General features: G+C 65.9%; 14 protein-coding genes. 10 read left to right on the plus strand and 4 right to left on the minus strand.

All coding sequences use genetic code 11. The features are described 5' to 3' along the window. Positions 1–8 precede the first annotated feature (8 nt). Positions 9–539 (minus strand): 4-vinyl reductase, encoded by a 531-nt coding sequence (locus PVE35_RS02020; RefSeq protein WP_268180855.1) that lies wholly within the window; start codon positions 537–539, stop codon positions 9–11. Between the two features lie 169 nt (positions 540–708). Continuing rightward, complete coding sequence (locus PVE35_RS02025; protein ID WP_013713683.1) at positions 709–1,686, minus strand: dipeptidase; 978 nt, start codon at positions 1,684–1,686, stop codon at positions 709–711. A 487-nt stretch (positions 1,687–2,173) separates the two neighbouring features. Between PVE35_RS02025 and PVE35_RS02030 the strand changes: the two genes are divergently transcribed. From PVE35_RS02030 to PVE35_RS02045, 4 genes are read left to right on the plus strand one after another with little or no spacing between them, the layout of a single operon-like run. Beyond that, the gene (locus tag PVE35_RS02030) at positions 2,174–2,656 is read left to right on the plus strand and encodes a formate dehydrogenase subunit gamma (protein ID WP_268180856.1); all 483 of its coding nucleotides are present in this window, start codon (positions 2,174–2,176) and stop codon (positions 2,654–2,656) included. Continuing rightward, positions 2,650–4,209, plus strand: coding sequence for a formate dehydrogenase beta subunit (locus PVE35_RS02035; RefSeq protein ID WP_277373610.1), 1,560 nt, complete (start codon positions 2,650–2,652; stop codon positions 4,207–4,209). The genes PVE35_RS02030 and PVE35_RS02035 overlap by 7 nt, the downstream gene beginning before the upstream one ends. Beyond that, entirely contained in the window at positions 4,206–7,082 is a 2,877-nt protein-coding gene (gene fdhF / locus PVE35_RS02040; protein ID WP_277373611.1) for a formate dehydrogenase subunit alpha, read from the plus strand. The genes PVE35_RS02035 and fdhF overlap by 4 nt, the downstream gene beginning before the upstream one ends. Then, positions 7,079–7,300 carry a formate dehydrogenase subunit delta gene (locus PVE35_RS02045; protein WP_268180859.1) on the plus strand — a complete coding sequence of 74 codons (222 nt, stop codon included), beginning with the start codon at positions 7,079–7,081 and terminating at the stop codon, positions 7,298–7,300. Before fdhF ends, PVE35_RS02045 begins: the two co-directional genes overlap by 4 nt. A 34-nt stretch (positions 7,301–7,334) precedes the next feature. On the opposite strand, the gene PVE35_RS02050 is transcribed toward PVE35_RS02045, so the two are convergent. Further along, a complete protein-coding gene (locus PVE35_RS02050; protein WP_277373612.1) occupies positions 7,335–8,285 on the minus strand; it encodes a GlxA family transcriptional regulator in 951 nt (316 codons plus the stop codon). Positions 8,286–8,511: 226 nt separating this feature from the next. On the opposite strand from PVE35_RS02050, the gene choX reads away from it, so the two are divergent. The 4 genes from choX (at position 8,512) to PVE35_RS02070 (ending at position 12,108) form a co-directional block, all read left to right on the plus strand. Further along, positions 8,512–9,444 carry a choline ABC transporter substrate-binding protein gene (choX, locus tag PVE35_RS02055; protein ID WP_277373613.1) on the plus strand — a complete coding sequence of 311 codons (933 nt, stop codon included), beginning with the start codon at positions 8,512–8,514 and terminating at the stop codon, positions 9,442–9,444. A gap of 96 nt (positions 9,445–9,540) precedes the next feature. Then, complete coding sequence (locus PVE35_RS02060; RefSeq protein ID WP_277373614.1) at positions 9,541–10,425, plus strand: 3-keto-5-aminohexanoate cleavage protein; 885 nt, start codon at positions 9,541–9,543, stop codon at positions 10,423–10,425. A gap of 118 nt (positions 10,426–10,543) precedes the next feature. Beyond that, complete coding sequence (locus tag PVE35_RS02065) at positions 10,544–11,509, plus strand: L-carnitine dehydrogenase (protein WP_268180863.1); 966 nt, start codon at positions 10,544–10,546, stop codon at positions 11,507–11,509. Between the two features lie 122 nt (positions 11,510–11,631). Then, complete coding sequence (locus PVE35_RS02070) at positions 11,632–12,108, plus strand: thioesterase family protein (protein ID WP_277373615.1); 477 nt, start codon at positions 11,632–11,634, stop codon at positions 12,106–12,108. 3 nt (positions 12,109–12,111) lie between these two features. Here the strand turns inward: PVE35_RS02070 and PVE35_RS02075 are convergent, their stop codons facing one another. After that, positions 12,112–12,507: a YkgJ family cysteine cluster protein gene (locus PVE35_RS02075; RefSeq protein ID WP_013713689.1), complete on the minus strand. Its 396-nt coding sequence runs from the start codon at positions 12,505–12,507 to the stop codon at positions 12,112–12,114. Positions 12,508–12,734: 227 nt separating this feature from the next. Here PVE35_RS02075 and PVE35_RS02080 point away from each other — a divergent pair, with 227 nt between their 5' ends. Next, positions 12,735–16,343: a DUF2339 domain-containing protein gene (locus tag PVE35_RS02080; RefSeq protein WP_277373616.1), complete on the plus strand. Its 3,609-nt coding sequence runs from the start codon at positions 12,735–12,737 to the stop codon at positions 16,341–16,343. Next, positions 16,340–17,689 carry a DUF3999 domain-containing protein gene (locus PVE35_RS02085; RefSeq protein WP_277373617.1) on the plus strand — a complete coding sequence of 450 codons (1,350 nt, stop codon included), beginning with the start codon at positions 16,340–16,342 and terminating at the stop codon, positions 17,687–17,689. Before PVE35_RS02080 ends, PVE35_RS02085 begins: the two co-directional genes overlap by 4 nt. Positions 17,690–17,695 lie beyond the last annotated feature (6 nt).

Raw genomic sequence — 17,695 nt, forward strand, 5'->3', positions numbered from 1 at the left:
TTTATTGTTTACAGCGGTTTGACGCGGAACAGGCCATGGTCGTGGCCTTCCTGCGAGGCACCGTAGACCTGCTCGGCCACGGTACGGATGCTGCTGCCCTGGGCCTGCAGAATCTGATCCATGGCGCCGGCGAACCAGCCGGTGAACATGTAGTCGACCGGACGCCCGCACTTGCCGTAGACGTAGACGAAGGCCGAGTGATCCAGGCGCACTTCGCAGGTGCCGGCGTCGAGGTCGATGGACTGGATCTTGAACAGACCCCAGCCGCGCTGCGACAGACGCTTCATGTAGTGCTCGAACACCGCCACGCCGGACAGGCCATGGCACTCGGCTTCCTTCTCACACCAGTGCCAGGCGGACTTGTAGCCAGCCTTGTAGAGAATCTCGGCGTATTTCTCGGCGCCGAGCACTTCCTCGATGCCGATATGGTTGTTGACGAAGAAATGCCGTGGCACGTAGAGCATCGGCAGGGCGTCGGTGGTCCATACGCCGGTTTCGTCGTCTACCAGGATGGGCATTTCGGGGGCGTGGGTGGCCATGTGTGCAAACTCCAGAATTCGTTGGTTTTTTTGCCCTCTCCCCAACCCTCTCCCGCAAGCGGGAGAGGGGGCTGTCCGTGCATGCATGACTTCAAATGCATGCCGGCCGCTTTGCTCCCCTCTCCCATTTATGGGAGAGGGGCCGGGGGAGAGGGGCTGTTAAAAAGGCTTACTCGCCCCAGACGTCAGCCAGTACGCGCACCCAGTTCTCGCCCATGATCTTGCGCACCACGCGCTCGGAATGGCCGCGTTTGAGCAGGGTCTCGGTGAGGTTGGGGAACTCGCCTACGGTACGGATACCCAGCGGGTTGATGATCTTGCCGAAGTTGGTCAGGCGACGGGCGTAGCCCTTGTCGTGGGTCAGGTACTCGAAGAATTCCTTGCCGTGACCCTGGGTGAAGTCGGTACCGATACCGATGGCGTCTTCACCGACGATGTTCATCACGTACTCGATGGCTTCGGCGTAGTCGTCGATGGTCGAGTCGATGCCCTTGGCCAGGAAGGGGGCGAACATGGTCACGCCGACGAAGCCGCCGTGGTCGGCGATGAACTTCAGCTCCTCGTCGGACTTGTTGCGCGGGTGCTCTTTCAGGCCGGAAGGCAGGCAGTGGGAGTAGGTCACCGGCTTCTTCGATTCGAGAATCACTTCCTCGGAAGTCTTCGAGCCGACATGCGACAGGTCGCACATGATGCCGACGCGGTTCATCTCGGCGACGATCTCGCGGCCGAAGCCGGACAGGCCTCCGTCACGCTCGTAGCAGCCGGTGCCGATCAGGTTCTGGGTGTTGTAGCACATCTGCACAATGCCCACGCCGAGCTGCTTGAACACCTCGACGTAGCCTATCTGGTCCTCGAACGCGTGGGCGTTCTGAAAGCCATAGATGATGCCGGTCTTGCCCAGCTCCTTGGCCTTGCGGATGTCGGCGGTGGTACGTACCGGCATCACCAGGTCGCTGTTCTCGCGGATCAGCTTGCTGCTGGCAGCAATGCTGTTGACGGTGGCCTGGAAACCCTCCCACACGGACACGGTGCAGTTGGCGGCGGTCAGGCCGCCTTTGCGCATGTCCTCGAAGAGTTCGCGGTTCCACTTGGCGATGATCAGACCGTCGATGACGATGCTGTCGGCGTGCAATTCGGCTGGGCTCATCAGGCTGTCCCCTTGGGTTCTGCTGCGCCGAATCGGCTGTCGGCGCTTTGGGGGAGCATATCCCTGGGGATTTGGCCGCTATCGCGCAAAAACGACTGGGGGATTGCCGAAAACGTCAAGCCGGTCGCGGATGGACATGTGGGCTTCGGTACGTCGCTTTCGTGCCCGCTCAGGGTACGCAGGCTGCCTGTCATTTGGGCGAAGCGGGGCGCCCAGGCGGTGAGTCGAAGCGCAAGGGTCTATAAAGAATGAAGGGGGAGCTGTTCGTCTGCGGCGTCGGTTTCAGTATGCATGGCGTCGCTGGAGTGCAATTTCTCTGGCGCGGGAATGGCAAGCTCCGCTAATGCCCAGGTACGTGCGCGCAGACGCCCGGCTTTGGCCTTTCTAGTTGGTGATCGCGCTGCTGCCGTGGCAAGCCGGATCGCCACAGCCGAAACCTCCAGGCTGCGATGACGCCACGCATGGCCTGTGACCGAGGAACGCTGTAATGCCTGATGAGACGCTTCACCTGCCTTTGATTCGAGGCGTGCTGGACGAACACAAGGACACCCCCGGTGCCCTGCTGCCCGTCCTGCATGCCATCCAGGAAGGCATCGGCTACGTACCCGATGTCGCCATCGCCGAAATCGCCCATGCCCTCAACCTGACCCAGGCCGAAGTGCGTGGGGTGATCAGCTTCTACCATGACTTCCGCACCAGTGAGCCGGCCAAGCACATCCTGCGCCTGTGTCTGGCCGAGTCGTGCCAGAGTCGCGGTGCCAAGCAACTGGCCGCACAGGTGCGCGAGCACCTCGGGCTGGATGACCACGGCACCAGCGAGGACGGCCAGATCAGCCTGCGCCCGGTCTATTGCCTGGGCGCCTGCGCCTGCTCGCCGGCCCTGGAACTGGACGGTCAACTGCACGCTCGGGTAACCCCCGAGCGCCTGCAGCAACTGGTCGAGGGCTGCCTGGAGAAAACGCCATGCTGAAGCTCTATGTACCTTGCGACTCCATCGCCCGCGCCGTGGGTGCCGATCAACTGGCCGACGCCCTGCGTGACGAGGCCGAACGTCGGCAACTGGCAGTCGAGATCCAACGCACCAGCTCGCGCGGCATGTACTGGCTGGAGCCCCTGCTGGAAGTCGACAGCGGCGAAGGCCGTCTCGGTTTCGGCCCGCTGAGCGCCGACCAGGCCGGTAGCCTGCTCGATGCGCTGCAAAGTGGTGGCAATCAGCATCCGAGCGCCGTCGGCCTGGTGGAGGAACTGCCCTTCATCAAGAGCCAGCAGCGCCTGATCTTCGCCCGCGCCGGCATCACCCGCCCCACCGCGCTGGAGGATTACCGCGCCACTGGCGGCTTCGAGGGGCTGACCCGCGCCATCGGCATGGAGGGTGACGCCATCGTCGCCGAAGTGCTGGAGTCCGGCCTGCGTGGCCGTGGCGGCGCTGCCTTCCCGGCTGGCATCAAGTGGCGCACCGTGCGCGGCGCCCAGGCCGCGCAGAAATACGTGGTGTGCAACGCCGACGAAGGCGACTCCGGCACCTTCGCCGACCGCATGCTGATGGAAGGCGACCCCTTCGTGCTGATCGAGGGCATGGCGATCGCCGGCCTGGCGGTCGAAGCCACCATGGGTTACGTCTACGTGCGTTCCGAATACCCGCAGGCCGTGCAGGCGCTGCGCGAAGCCATCGAGGTCGCCCGCGCGGCCGGCTGGCTCGGCACCAACGTGGCCGGCAGCGGCCGTGCCTTCGATATGGAAGTGCGGGTCGGCGCCGGCGCCTATATCTGCGGTGAGGAAACCTCGCTGCTGGAATCGCTGGAAGGCAAGCGCGGCACGGTGCGCGCCAAGCCGCCGCTGCCGGCGCTGCAAGGCCTGTTCGGCCAGCCGACGCTGGTGCACAACGTGCTCACCCTGGCCTCGGTGCCGGTGATCCTGGCGCGTGGCGCCGCCTTCTACCGCGACTTCGGCATGGGCCGCTCGCTGGGCACCATGCCCTTCCAGCTGGCCGGCAACATCCGCCAGGGGGGGCTGGTGGAGCGGGCTTTCGGCCTGACCCTGCGCGAGCTGGTGGAAGAGTACGGTGGCGGCACCGCCAGCGGCCGGCCGATCAAGGCGGCGCAGGTCGGTGGCCCGCTGGGCGCCTGGGTACCCCCCTCGCAGTTCGACACACCACTGGACTACGAAGCCTTCGCCGCCATGGGCGCGATGCTCGGTCACGGCGGTGTGGTGCTGGCCGATGACAGCCTGGACATGGCACAGATGGCGCGCTTCGCCTTGGAGTTCTGCGCCGAGGAATCCTGTGGCAAATGCACACCCTGCCGCATCGGCTCGACCCGTGGCGTCGAGGTGGTCGACCGCCTGCTGGCAGCCAGCGACGACGCTGCGCGCGACGAGCAGGTGATCATCCTCAAGGATCTCTGCGATACCTTGACCCATGGCTCGCTGTGCGCACTCGGCGGCATGACCGCCTTCCCTGTCAGCAGTGCGCTCAAGCACTTCCCTGGCGACTTCGGGCTCAAGACCTCGGAGGCAGAACAATGATCAGCTATTTCGACCCCGCCACTGACACCGACTTCGGCACCCCCGCTCGCGAAAGCGAGGTGCAGGTCAGCCTGAGCATCGACGGGCGCAGCATCAGCGTGCCGGCCGGCACCTCGGTGATGCGCGCTGCCGCCATGCTCGGCACCACCATTCCCAAACTCTGCGCCACCGACAGCCTGGAAGCCTTCGGCTCCTGCCGCATGTGCCTGGTGGAGATCGACGGCATGCGCGGCTACCCGGCCTCCTGCACCACGCCGGTCAGCGAAGGCATGGTGGTACGTACCCAGACCTCCAAGCTGGCGACCCTGCGCCGCAACGTGATGGAACTGTACATTTCCGACCACCCGCTGGACTGCCTGACCTGCTCGGCCAACGGCAACTGCGAACTGCAGACCGTCGCCGGCCAGGTCGGTCTGCGTGAGGTGCGTTACGGTTACGACGGCGCCAACCACCTGAGCGAAGCCAAGGACACCTCCAACCCCTACTTCGACTACGACCCGAGCAAGTGCATCGTCTGCAACCGCTGCGTGCGCGCCTGTGAGGAAACCCAGGGCACCTTCGCCCTGACCATCGAGGGCCGTGGCTTCGAGTCGCGCGTGGCGGCTGCCGGCGGCGACGACTTCCTCAGCTCCGAGTGCGTGTCCTGCGGCGCCTGCGTGCAGGCCTGCCCGACCGCCACGCTGATGGAAAAGAGCGTGGTCGAGAAGGGCCAGCCCGAGCGCAGCGTGATCACCACCTGCGCCTACTGTGGCGTCGGCTGCTCGTTCCGTGCCGAGATGAAGGGCAACGAACTGGTGCGCATGGTGCCGGACAAGAACGGCCAGGCCAACCATGGCCACTCCTGCGTCAAGGGCCGCTTCGCTTGGGGCTATGCCACCCACCCGGATCGCATCACCAAGCCGATGATCCGCAAGAGCATCCACGACCCCTGGCAGGAAGTTAGCTGGGACGAGGCGGTGACCTACGCCGCCAGCGAGTTCCGTCGCATCCAGCTCAAATACGGGCGCGATTCCATCGGCGGTATCACCTCCAGCCGTTGCACCAACGAAGAGGTCTACCTGGTGCAGAAACTGGTGCGTGCCGGCTTCGGCAACAACAACGTCGACACCTGCGCCCGCGTCTGCCACTCGCCGACCGGCTACGGCCTCAAGCAGACCCTGGGTGAGTCCGCCGGAACCCAGAGCTTCGACTCGGTGATGCAGGCCGACGTGATCCTGGTGATGGGTGCCAACCCCACCGACGCCCACCCGGTATTCGGCTCCCAGCTCAAGCGCCGCCTGCGCCAGGGGGCGCGGCTGATCGTCATCGACCCGCGCCGCATCGACCTGGTGGATTCGCCGCACGCCCGTGCCGACTACCACCTGGCACTGCGTCCGGGCACCAACGTGGCCATGCTCAATGCCCTGGCCCATGTCATCGTCACCGAGGGTCTGGTCAACCAGCCGTTCGTCGACGAGCGCTGCGAGGCGGCGGATTTCGCCCGCTGGAGCACCTTCGTCAGCCAGGCGGAGAACTCGCCGGAAGTGCTCGGGCCGATCTGCGGCGTCGACCCGCAACTGATCCGCGAGGCAGCACGCCTCTACGCCACCGGTGGCAACGCGGCCATCTACTACGGCCTGGGCGTCACCGAGCACAGCCAGGGCAGTACCACGGTCATGGGTATCGCCAACCTGGCCATGGCCACCGGCAACATCGGCCGCGAAGGTGTGGGCGTCAACCCGCTGCGCGGGCAGAACAACGTGCAGGGCTCCTGCGACATGGGCTCCTTCCCGCACGAGCTGCCGGGCTACCGTCACGTGTCCAACAACGAGGTACGTGCCCAGTTCGAGCAGGCCTGGGGCGTGACCCTGCAGCCCGATCCGGGCCTGCGCATCCCCAACATGTTCGAGGCGGCGCTCGGCGGCACCTTCAAGGCGCTGTACTGCCAGGGCGAGGACATCGCCCAGAGCGACCCCAACACCCAGCACGTCACCGCTGCGCTGTCGGCGATGGAATGCGTGGTGGTGCAGGACATCTTCCTCAACGAAACCGCCAAGTTCGCCCACGTGTTCCTGCCGGGCAGCTCCTTCCTCGAGAAGGACGGTACCTTCACCAACGCCGAACGGCGCATCTCACGCGTGCGCAAGGTGATGGAGCCGCTGGCCGGCAAGTCCGACTGGGAAGCCACCATCGCCCTGGCCGAAGCGCTGGGCTACAAGATGGATTACCAGCACCCGTCGCAGATCATGGACGAGATCGCCAGCCTGACGCCCACCTTCACCCGCGTCAGCTACGACAAGCTGGATCGCCACGGCAGCCTGCAGTGGCCGTGCAACGACGAGGCGCCGGACGGCACGCCGACCATGCACATCGAAGAGTTCGTGCGTGGCAAGGGGCGCTTCATGCTCACCGGCTACGTGCCGACCGAGGAGAAGGTCAACAGCCGCTTCCCGCTGCTGCTCACCACCGGCCGCATCCTCAGCCAGTACAACGTCGGCGCGCAGACACGACGTACCGATAACGTCGCCTGGCACGAGGAGGATCGCCTGGAGATCCACCCGAGCGACGCCGAAAGCCGCGGTATCGCCGACGGCGACTGGGTCGGCGTGGGCAGCCGCTCCGGGCAGACCGTGCTGCGCGCCAAGGTCAGCGAGCGGGTGGCGCCGGGGGTGGTGTACACCACCTTCCACTTCCCCGAGTCCGGTGCCAACGTGATCACCACCGACAACTCCGACTGGGCGACCAACTGCCCCGAATACAAGGTCACGGCGGTGGAAGTAACGCGCGTGTACCAGCCGTCGGAATGGCAGAAACGCTACCAGGCCTTCAGCGACGAGCAGCAGCGTCTGCTCAGCGAGCGCCGTAAACGAGAGAAAGCCGAGGTGCGTCGATGAGTGCGGAAAACCTGGTCAAGATGGCCAACCAGATCGCCCAGTTCTTCGCCACCGAGCCGGACCAGGAACAGGCGGTCAAGGGCGTTCAGCAGCACATTCAGAGCTTCTGGACGCCAGCGATGCGCATCGAGCTGATGGCCTGGCAACTGGAGCGCCGGGGGGAGAACCTGCACCCTCTGGTGCAGTCGGCACTCACCGAGATGGGCCGCTCGGCCTGATACCAGTGCGTGCCCGGTTCCGGGCACGCTTCTTTCAGCCGTGGGGTAGGCGTTCGTGCCTGTCCTCGCTCGGCGTCACGTCGAAATGCGCCTTGTAGCAGCGTGAGAAGTAACTCGACGACTCGAAGCCGCAGGCCAGGCTCACCTCCAGCACGCTCAGATCGCTCTGCCGTAGTAACTGGCGCGCCTTGTCCAGGCGCAGGCCGAGGTAGAAGGCCGATGGTGTGGTGTGCAGATGATGACGGAACAGCCGCTCCAGTTGGCGCAGGCTGATGCCGACCTTGTTGGCCAGGGCCTCACTGGACAGCGGTTGCTCGCACTCGCGCTCCATCTCGCCGATCACCCGTACCAGCTTCTTGTTGTGCAGGTCGTAGCGGCTGGCCACCTGCATGCGTTGGTGATCCAGACGCGTGCGGATGCGGCCGACCACGAACTGCTCGGATACCTGCACCGCCAGTGATTCGCCGTGCGCCTGGCCGATCAGCCCCAGCATCAGATCCAGGCTGCTGGTGCCGCCAGCGCTGGTGATGCGCTTGCCGTCGATCTCGAACAGCTCCTGGGTGACCAGCAGCGCCGGGTAGCGCTCGCGAAAGGCGTCGATGGCCTCCCAGTGCAGGGTCAGGCGCTGGTGCTGGAACAGCCCGGCCTCGGCCAGCACGAAGCTGCCGGTATCGATACCGCCGAGCACGGCCAGCTCGGCCTCGCGCCGCTGCAGCCAGTGCGCCAGGTGGTGGTCGTAGTGCGCCAGCGGCTCGAAACCGGCCACCACGAACAGCGTATAGGTGTCATCCGGCAGTTGCAGTTTGTCGTCGACGTTGAGCGACATGCCGTTGCTGGCCTGCACGGCCTTGCCGTCCTGGCTGAGCAGGCGCCAGCGGTACAGTTCACCGCGAAAACGGTTGGCCACGCGCAGCGGCTCGATGGCCGACATCAGGCCCATCATCGAGAAACCGGACAGTAGCAGAAAGCAGAAGGTCTGAGGCATACAAATACGTCACCGTTGCAGGGGGGGCTACGCATACCGAGACATGGCTTTCATACAAGCAGAAAGTCGGCATAGGTCAACGAATGGTCGTCCAAGTGCGAATCAGGCGCCGAAACCAAGCGTAAGTTACTTTCATCGGGAGTCAGCAATCCCGAGCACGGTGGGGGCTCTCAGAGCCTCTAGAAGAACGAAATAAAACCGCTGTGACACGATGAGGAGCACCCAGATGAAAGGTCTTTCCGCGCTGGTCGCGTGCTGCACCCTGAGCCTGTTCAGTACCTCCCTGCTGGCCGATGACGCCAGTTGCAAGACCGTCCGCATCGGCGCCGTCGGCTGGACCGACGTGGTCGCCACCACCGCCGTCGCCAGCGAACTGCTGCAGGGCCTGGGCTATGAAACCAAGCAGACTCAGGCCTCGCAGCAGATCATCTTCGCCGGTATCCAGAAGGGTCAGCTCGATGCCTTCCTCGGCTACTGGAAGCCGATCATGGATGACAACATCAAGCCCTTCCTCGATGCCGGTGCGGTCAAGGTCGCCGCCGAGCCGTCGCTGAGCGATGCCGTGGCGGTGCTCGCGGTGCCCAGCTACACCGCCGACAAGGGCCTGAAGACCCTGGCCGACATTGCCAGGTTCAAGGACGAACTGGGCGGCAAGATCTACGGCATCGAGGCCGGCTCCGGCGCCAATACGGCGATCCAGAAGATGATCGACAGCAACCAGTTCGGCCTTGGCGGCTTCAAGCTGGTCGAGTCCAGCGAAGCCGGCATGCTCGCCGCCGTCGGCCGTGCCGTGCGCAATCAGAAGCCGGTGGTGTTCTTCGGTTGGAAGCCGCACCCGATGAACCTGTCGATGCCCATTACCTACCTGACCGGCACCGAGGACGTGTTCGGCCCCAACGATGGTGCCGCCACCGTGTCCACCGTCACCGCGCCGGACTATGCCCAGCGCTGCCCCAACGCCAACCGCCTGCTCACCGGCCTGCGCTTCACCAGCGAGCAGGAAGCCGTGCTGATGCAGCCGATCATGGAGCGCAAGGCACCCGCGCAGGTGGCGCGTGACTGGATCAAGGCCAACCCGCAGGTGGTCGAGGCCTGGCTCGATGGCGTCACCACCTTCGACGGCAAGCCGGCCAACGCGGCGCTGCTCGCCGGCAACTGACAGCGGGGCGCCGGGCGAGCCGGCGCCGATTCCCCCGATTCAAGGTCTGCGGCCACGCCGTCGGCCCCCGTTCGCCCCTGGAAAGGAAAGTCGAAGATGAATTACGAAGTGATCGTCACCTGCGCGGTGACCGGCGCCGGCGACACCGTTGGCAAGCATCCGGCGATTCCGGTCACCCCCAAGGAAATCGCCGCTGCTGCCATCGAGGCCGCCAGGGCCGGCGCCACCGTCGCTCACTGTCACGTGCGTGACCCGCACACCGGCAAGCCGAGCCGCGACGTGGCGCTGTATCGCGAAGTGGTCGAGCGCATCCGCGAGAGCGACACCGACGTGATCATCAACCTCACCGCCGGCATGGGTGGCGATCTGGAAATCGGCCGCGGCGAGCAGCCGCTGGAATTCGGCGCCGGCACCGACCTGGTCGGGCCGCTCACCCGCCTGGCGCATGTCGAGGAGCTGCTGCCGGAAATCTGCACCCTGGATTGCGGCACGCTGAATTTCGGCGATGGCGACTTCATCTACGTCTCCACTCCCGCACAACTGCGTGCCGGTGCCAGGCGTATCACCGAGCTGGGGGTGAAGGCCGAGCTGGAGATTTTCGACACCGGCCACCTGTGGTTCGCCAAACAGATGATCAAGGAAGGCCTGCTGGACGACCCGCTGATCCAGCTATGCCTGGGCATTCCCTGGGGCGCGCCGGCCGACACCACCAGCATGAAGGCCATGGCCGATAACCTGCCGCCGAGCATTACCTGGGCCGGCTTCGGCATCGGCCGCATGCAGATGCCCATGGTGGCCCAGGCCATGCTGCTCGGCGGCCATGTGCGGGTGGGGCTGGAGGACAACATCTGGCTGGATCGCGGCGTGCACGCCAGCAACGGCCAGTTGGTCGAGCGCGCCATCGAGATCATCGAACGCCTCGGCGGCCGCGCCCTGACCCCGGCCGAGGGGCGGGAAAAGATGAAGCTCAAGCGTCGCTAGCGATTTTCTCTTCCCTTTATGGGAGAGGGCCCATTCCCGTAGCCCGGATGAAATCCGGGGATTGGCAGGTGAAATTCTCCCGGATTGCCTCCGGGCCATAGTCAGCAAGGAACCCGAGATGAGCTTCGTTACCGATATCAAGACCTTCGCCGCCCTCGGCACCGGCGTGATCGGCGCCGGCTGGATCGCCCGCGCCCTGGCCCATGGCCTCGACGTCATCGCCTGGGACCCGGCCCCCGGCGCCGAGCAGGCGCTGCGCACGCGCCTGGCCAATGCCTGGCCGGCGCTGCAAGAACAGGGGCTGGCGCCCGGCGCCTCGCTTGAGCGCCTGCGCTTCGTCAGCAGCATCGAAGACTGCGTGCGTGATGCCGACTTCATTCAGGAGAGCGCCCCCGAGCGACTCGACCTCAAGTGCGAGCTGCACGCCAAGATCAGCGCCGCCGCACGCCCGGACGTGCTGATCGGCTCCAGCACCTCGGGCCTGCTGCCCAGCGAGTTCTACGCAGATGCCACGCATCCCGAGCGCTGCGTGGTCGGCCATCCGTTCAACCCGGTGTACCTGTTGCCGCTGGTGGAGGTGGTGGGCGGGGCGAAGACTTCGCCCGAGGCGGTGCAGGCGGCCATGCAGGTCTACGAGGGCCTGGGCATGCGCCCGCTGCACGTGCGTAAGGAGGTGCCGGGTTTCATCGCCGACCGCCTGCTCGAAGCGCTATGGCGTGAGGCGCTGCACCTGGTCAACGACGGCGTGGCCACCACCGGTGAGATCGACGATGCGATCCGCTTTGGCGCTGGCCTGCGCTGGTCGTTCATGGGCAGCTTCCTGACCTACACCCTGGCCGGCGGCCCGGCCGGCATGCGCCACTTCATGGCCCAGTTCGGCCCCGCGCTGAAGCTGCCCTGGACATACCTAGAGGCACCGGAGCTGACCGAAGGACTGATCGACGCGGTGGTCGAAGGCACGGCCGAGCAGCAGGGCGAGCGCAGCCTGTATGCCCTGGAGCGCTACCGTGACGACTGCCTGCTGGCGGTGCTGGAGGCGATCCGCCAGACCAAGGCCAGGCATGGTTTCGCCTTCGCCGAGTAACCGAGCCACTCCCGGTGCGCACAGCGCACCCTACGCGGAGATATCCAACGGCTCCGAACCGCCCCCCTCTCCCGCTTGCGGGAGAGGGGCTGGGGGAGAGGGGCATTTCAGGAGTCGCCTGTATGCCAGCCAAGCCGCTGACCAGCTACCAAACCACCATCTCCATCGACTGGGTCGACTACAACGGCCATCTGCGCGATGCCTTCTACCTGCTGATCTTCAGCCATGCCACCGATGCGCTGATGGATGCGCTGGGCCTGGACGAGGCCGGTCGCGCCCGCACCGGGCATACCCTGTACACCCTGGAGTGCCACCTCAACTTCCTGGCGGAAGTGAAGGCGAGCGAGCTGGTCGAGGTGCGTACCCAATTGCTGGCGCATGACGCCAAACGCCTGCATATCCACCATGCGCTGTACCGACCTGGCGAAGACGCCAGCCTGGCGGAAAGCGAGCAGATGCTGATGAACATCGACAGCGCCTTGGGCCGTGCGGCGCTCTTCGACGAGCAGGTGGCTGGCAGCGTGGCGCGATTGGCCCGCGAGCATCAGGCGTTGGCGCAACCCACCTGTGTGGGGCGGGTTATCGGCTTGCGCCGCTGAGCATTATTTTGGCTTGTATGCGCAATACCCTGGCCGTGGGCCAACCTTGGGGTGATGACGGCAGGTGTCCGGGCGCTTCTCGTAGACGGTGCACAGGCGCGTCTTGCGGTCGAGGAACAGGCAGTCGTTGTTGGACATGCGCGTCAGGGTGAAGATGCCCGACTTCTGGTTGAAGCGCTCGACCACGCCATCCTTCTGCAGGCGCTTGGCGATGTTTTTCGGCGGCTCGCTACGCTCGAATTCGTCCACCAGCTCCAGGCGGATCAGGTCGTTCAGGCGTACCTCCACCGGCAGGGTACAGCAACTGGACATGCAGCTATGGCACATGTCGGCCGTGTATTTGGCCCAGGTTTCCAGGCGGTCTATCTCTGCAGCGGCTATCAGGCGGGGTTTGATCATGGTTGGCTATGGTGCGGTCTGTGCCGCTGCTGTCACGGGGCGGCGATGATAGCGGGCGTTTGGCGTTTGTGAAGCACCGGCTGGCGGTTGACCACTTTGCGTTGTGCCTGTGAACGGCTTGGCAGTCGTCTCTCTGGGTGTTGGTCGGTGCGACTCCTATACTGGGTGCCCGTCTCGGCCTGCTAGGAACGCGAGGCGACCTCTTTCTCAGGGTAGGGACATAACGCATGCAATGGATCTTCATGCTGGTCGGTTTGGTGCTCGGGGCGGGTGCCGGTGAATCGATCACCGGCGCGCTGCTCGGCGGTTTGCTCGGCCTCGTTCTGGGCCAGGCGCTACGCCTGCAAGGGCTGGAAGCTCAGAACGCGCAACTGGCCGCGCAGCTCAAGGGCTTCGCCGAGCGCTTCGAGCGCGGCACCCAGGCCATTCACGAGCGCCTGCTCAAGGTGGAGCAGGGCGAGCGCCGTGAGCCTGAACCCGAACCGGTTGCTGCGCCTGCCGAGCCCGCCGTCGATCTGGCCGCCGAATCGCAGTCCGAACCCGTCGTTACCGAAGAGCCCGTGCCGGAGTTGGATTGGACGCTGGAGCCGTTGCCGGAAGTCGAGACCCCAGCGCCTGCCGATGAGCCGGAACCGCTGGCTGCCCAGGTTGCACATCAGCCCCAGCCCGCCCCACAACAGAGCCCCTGGCGCGAGCAAGTGCCACGAGAACCGAATCTTATCGAGCGCGGTATCGCGGCGGCCAAGGCCTGGCTGCTGGGTGGCAACACCGTGCTGCGGGTCGGCGTGGTGCTGCTGTTTCTCGGCCTGGCCTTCCTCCTGCGTTACGCCACCGAAGGGGTCGAAGTGCCGGTGGAGCTCCGCTATATGGGCGTTGCCGCCAGTGCCCTGGCGTTGCTCGGTCTGGGCTGGTGGCTGCGTCTGCGCAACCGCGGTTATGCCCTGGTGCTGCAGGGTACCGGCATTGCCGTGCTGTACCTGACGGTATTCGCCGCCATGCGTCTGCATCCGTTGCTCGATCCCGGCATGGCCCTCGGCCTGCTGGTGGCTGTGACGGCGTTCTCGGCCATTCTCGCCGTGCAGCAGAATGCCCTCGGCCTGGCCGCTGCGGCGGCGTTGGGCGGTTTCGCCGCGCCGATCCTCACCTCCACCGGCAGCGGCAACCATGTCGCGCTGTTTTCCTACTTCGCCCTGCTCAACGCCGGCATCTTTGCCATCGCCTGGTTCAAGGCCTGGCGCTTGCTCAACCTGATCGGTTTCGTCGGTACCTTCGGCATCGGCTTTGCCTGGGGGCTGCGCTCCTACACGCCGGAGCTGCTGTGGAGCACCGAGCCGTTCCTGCTGTTGTTCTTGCTGATGTACGTGGCCATCGGCCTGCTGTTCGCCCGCCGCACCCTGCGCGACGCGGCGGATGCACCCGAGGCGCGTGACGAGTTGCTGCGCTGGTCTGTGCGACGGGGTGATTACGTCGATGCCACCACGCTGTTCGGCCCACCGCTGGTGGGCTTCGGCCTGCAGGTCGCGTTGGTGCGGCATGTCGAGTTCGCCGCTGCCTTCAGTGCTCTGGGTCTCGGGTTGTTCTATCTGCTGCTGGCGCGAGTGCTCAAGGCACGCGCAGGCGAACGCGCGCTGTTGCTGGTGGAAACCTGCCTGGCACTCGGCGTGGTATTCGCCAGCCTGGCCATCCCGCTCGGCCTCGATGCGCGCTGGACCAGTGCCGCCTGGGCCGTGGAAGGCGCCGGCATCTTCTGGCTTGGCCTGCGCCAGGGGCGGCCGCTGGCGCGTGCGTTCGCCCTGTTGCTGCAGGTGGGGGCGGCGCTGGCTTTCATGGTTGGTCTGGATTTCGGCTACGACAGCCTGTTCGACGGCTCGCCGCTGGGCGCACTGATGCTCGGTATGGCCTTGCTGTTCAGCTACTGGCAACTGCGTCAGGCGCCGCAGTTCGCCAGCGCCTGGGAAAACCGATTGCTGCCCTGGCTGGGGCTGGTCGGGTTGGCGTTTCTCTATCTGATCGCTCCGCTGCTGTTCCAGGCGCCCGGTACCACGATTGCCTGGGCGCTGGCCGGGTTGGCGACACTGTTCGTCGGGTTGCGCCTGGCCGCGCCGAGCTTCGTCTATTGCGCCTTCGCCATCCAGCTCCTGGGCGGGCTGCTGTTTCTCGGCCAGATGGCGCTGGATTCGCTGTTCGGCCGTGGTGGTTTCAGCGCCGGCTGGTTCGGCCTGCTGGCGGCGTCGATGGTTGGCCTGGCGCTGATCGCCGGCATGCTGCTGGCGGCGCGTGATCCGCAGATTCGCCAGAATCGCCGCCTGCTCGGCGCCTTGTCGATGGTGATGCTGGTGGGCCTGGTGTTCATCAACCTGGCGGTGTTGTTCGTGCTGCCCTGGGTGGCGGCTGCCGCCGTGTGGGGCGGTACGGGCCTGCTGATTCTCTGGCTGGCGCTTTACCTGCAGCAGCGTGCGGCTTTCCTGTTCAGCCTGGTGCTGCAGGTTTTCGCCGGGCTGGCCTTCCTTACGGCCGGGCCATTACTGCTGGCGGGTATCAGTGGCGAGGGGCTGTCGCCGTTGGCGCATACCGGCTTCTGGACGCCCGCGGTGCTTGGTCTGGCCGCGCAGATTGGCGCCTGGCGCCTGCACCGCCTGGCGCGCAGCGGGCGCGAGACGGGGATCGATGGCGTCAGCCTGCAGCGCCTGGGCCAGTTGCTGTTGGCTTGGGGCGCCAGTTGGTGGGCGTTGGCTGTGAGCAGCGAAGTGCTGCGCTTCGTGGCGCCGGAGCTGCAGGCCAGCGCGTTGCTACTGCTGGCGGCAGTGTCGGCTCTGATCTGGATGCTGCTGGCCCTGCGCAGCCGCTGGCGCGAGCTGGCAGTGCTGTGCAGCCTGCTGGCGCCCGTGGCAGGGGCGATTCTGGCCTATGCCTGGCATCTGTACTACCACCCGCTGGCGAACCTTGGCTGGCTGGGTTGGGCTGCCGTGCTGGCCGTGCACCTGCTGGTATTGAAGCGACTCACTGATGTGCTGCCGAGCACCGCGGCCAGTGTCGCCCATGTGCTTGGCTGCTGGTTGCTGATTGGCGTGCTGGCGCTGGAGCTGCGCTATCTGCTGCTGAGCCTGGCCGAACACTACAACGCCTGGCGCTGGTTGGGTTGGGCGCTGCTGCCGACCGCCTATCTGTGGACGATGGCGCAGGCCCGCCGGCTACCTTGGCCGGTGGCCAGCTTCGAGCGTGAATACCGGCTGTGGGCGGCGGCACCGCCGGCGGCGCTGATGCTCGCCTGGTTCTGGCTGGCCAATGCCAACAGCGCCGGTGACAGCGATCCGCTGCCTTACCTGCCGCTGTTCAATCCACTGGAACTCGGCCTGTTACTGTGCCTTGGTGCGCTGCTGGCCTGGGGCCGCTTCGCCCTGCCACATTTTGGTCTGCAGCCGAGTCGCGCGCTGCAGGCGGTGCAGGTCGTGGCCGGGGCGTCGCTGTTCGCCCTGCTTACGGTGATGGTGATGCGTACCGCCCACCATTGGGGCGGCGTGCCCTGGCAGCGTTCCGCACTGTTCGACTCGATGCTGGTGCAGGCCGGGTTGTCCATCGTCTGGACGCTGATCGCCCTGGCGCTGATGCTCTTCGGCCACCTGCGTGCACGCCGCGAGATGTGGCTGGTCGGTGCAGCGCTGATCGCCCTGGTGGTGGCCAAGCTGTTCTTCGTCGAGCTGGGCAATCGCGGTGGCCTGGAGCGCATCGTGTCGTTCATCGGTGTTGGCGTACTGCTGCTGGTGGTGGGCTATTTCGCGCCGCTGCCGCCACGTGGTCATGAGCAAACCACCCGGAACGAGGAGTCGCTATCGTGAGAGTCGTCATCGCCCTGTTGACCCTGCTGGCCATGACCGGCGCAGGACAGGCCCAGGAGCGTCAGGAGGATTATCGGCAGAGGCTGCCGTTGAGCCTGAGCGGTGAAGGCCCCTGGTATCGGCTGCAATTACCTATCAGCGTTTATTTCGCCGCCCGCCATGCCGACCTACGCGATGTACGCGTGTTCGATGGCCAGGGGCAGGCGCAGGCCTACGCCTTGCTGCCTGGGCAGGCGCACACGCAGGAGCGATTGCAGGAACATGGCGTGCGCTGGTTCCCCCTGTATGCCGAGGATGAGCCCGGCGTCGCGCCGCGGTTACGGGTGCAGCGCAGCAGCGACGGTACATTGATCGAGCTGAGCGATCAGGCACCGACAGCGGCCGAGCGGCAACTGCGTGGCTGGCTGCTCGACGCCAGCAGCATCGAGGCGCCCTTGGTACGCTTGAGTTTGAGCTGGAGTGGTGCCGAAGAAGGTTTTCAGCGCTTCAGCATCGAGGCCAGCGATGATCTGCAGCACTGGCGCAGTTGGGGGGAAGGGCAGGTGGCACGGCTGAGCTTTGCCGGCGAGCGCATCGACCAGCGCCAGGTCGAGCTGCCGGGGCAACGCGCCCGCTATCTGCGTATGCTCTGGCAGAGCCCGCGGCAGGCGCCCACGCTGGACGTGGTGACCCTGCGCAGCCGCCAGCAGGCCAATCAGGCTGCGCCATTGTCATGGTCACCGGTGCTGCCGGCACGGGCCCTGGGCAAGGATCAGTACCAGTGGCAATTGCCCCAGGCCATGCCATTGGAGCGCTTGCGAATGACCCTGGATGCCCCCAATACCCTGGCGCCAGTGCGTTTCGAGGGGCGTGCCAGTGAGCAGGCGGGCTGGCAGCCCCTGGCCACCGGGCTGTTCTATCGCTTGAGCGATGGTGCCCGTGAGCTACGCCAGGACGAGCTGGCATTGCCAGGCTGGCCGGTCAGCCAGTTGCGCTTGCAGGTGGATGCCCGTGGCGGTGGGCTGGGCCAGCAGCCACCAAGGTTGCAGATTGCCCTGCGCGCCAGCGAGTTGGTGTTCCTGGCCCGTGGCGAGCCGCCGTTTACCCTGGCTGTGGGTAACGCCGGGGCCAGCTCGGCCGCCCTGCCGCTGACCACGCTTATTCCGGGTTACCGCCCCGAGCGCCTGGCGACGCTGGGCACGGCCGAGGCCGACGACAGCCAAGCAGCCGTATCGGAGGCGACCAGCCAGGCCGATGGCCACGCGGGCGACCTGCGCCGCTGGGGGCTTTGGGGTCTGCTCCTGGCAGGGGTCGCTCTGCTGGCGGGCATGGCCTTCAGTCTGCTCAGGCGTGCGCCCGATAGCTGAGCTGTC

Origin of the sequence: Pseudomonas sp. AA-38 (genome assembly GCF_029457475.1) — a bacterium.
In the GTDB taxonomy this organism is placed as follows: Bacteria; Pseudomonadota; Gammaproteobacteria; order Pseudomonadales; family Pseudomonadaceae; genus Aquipseudomonas.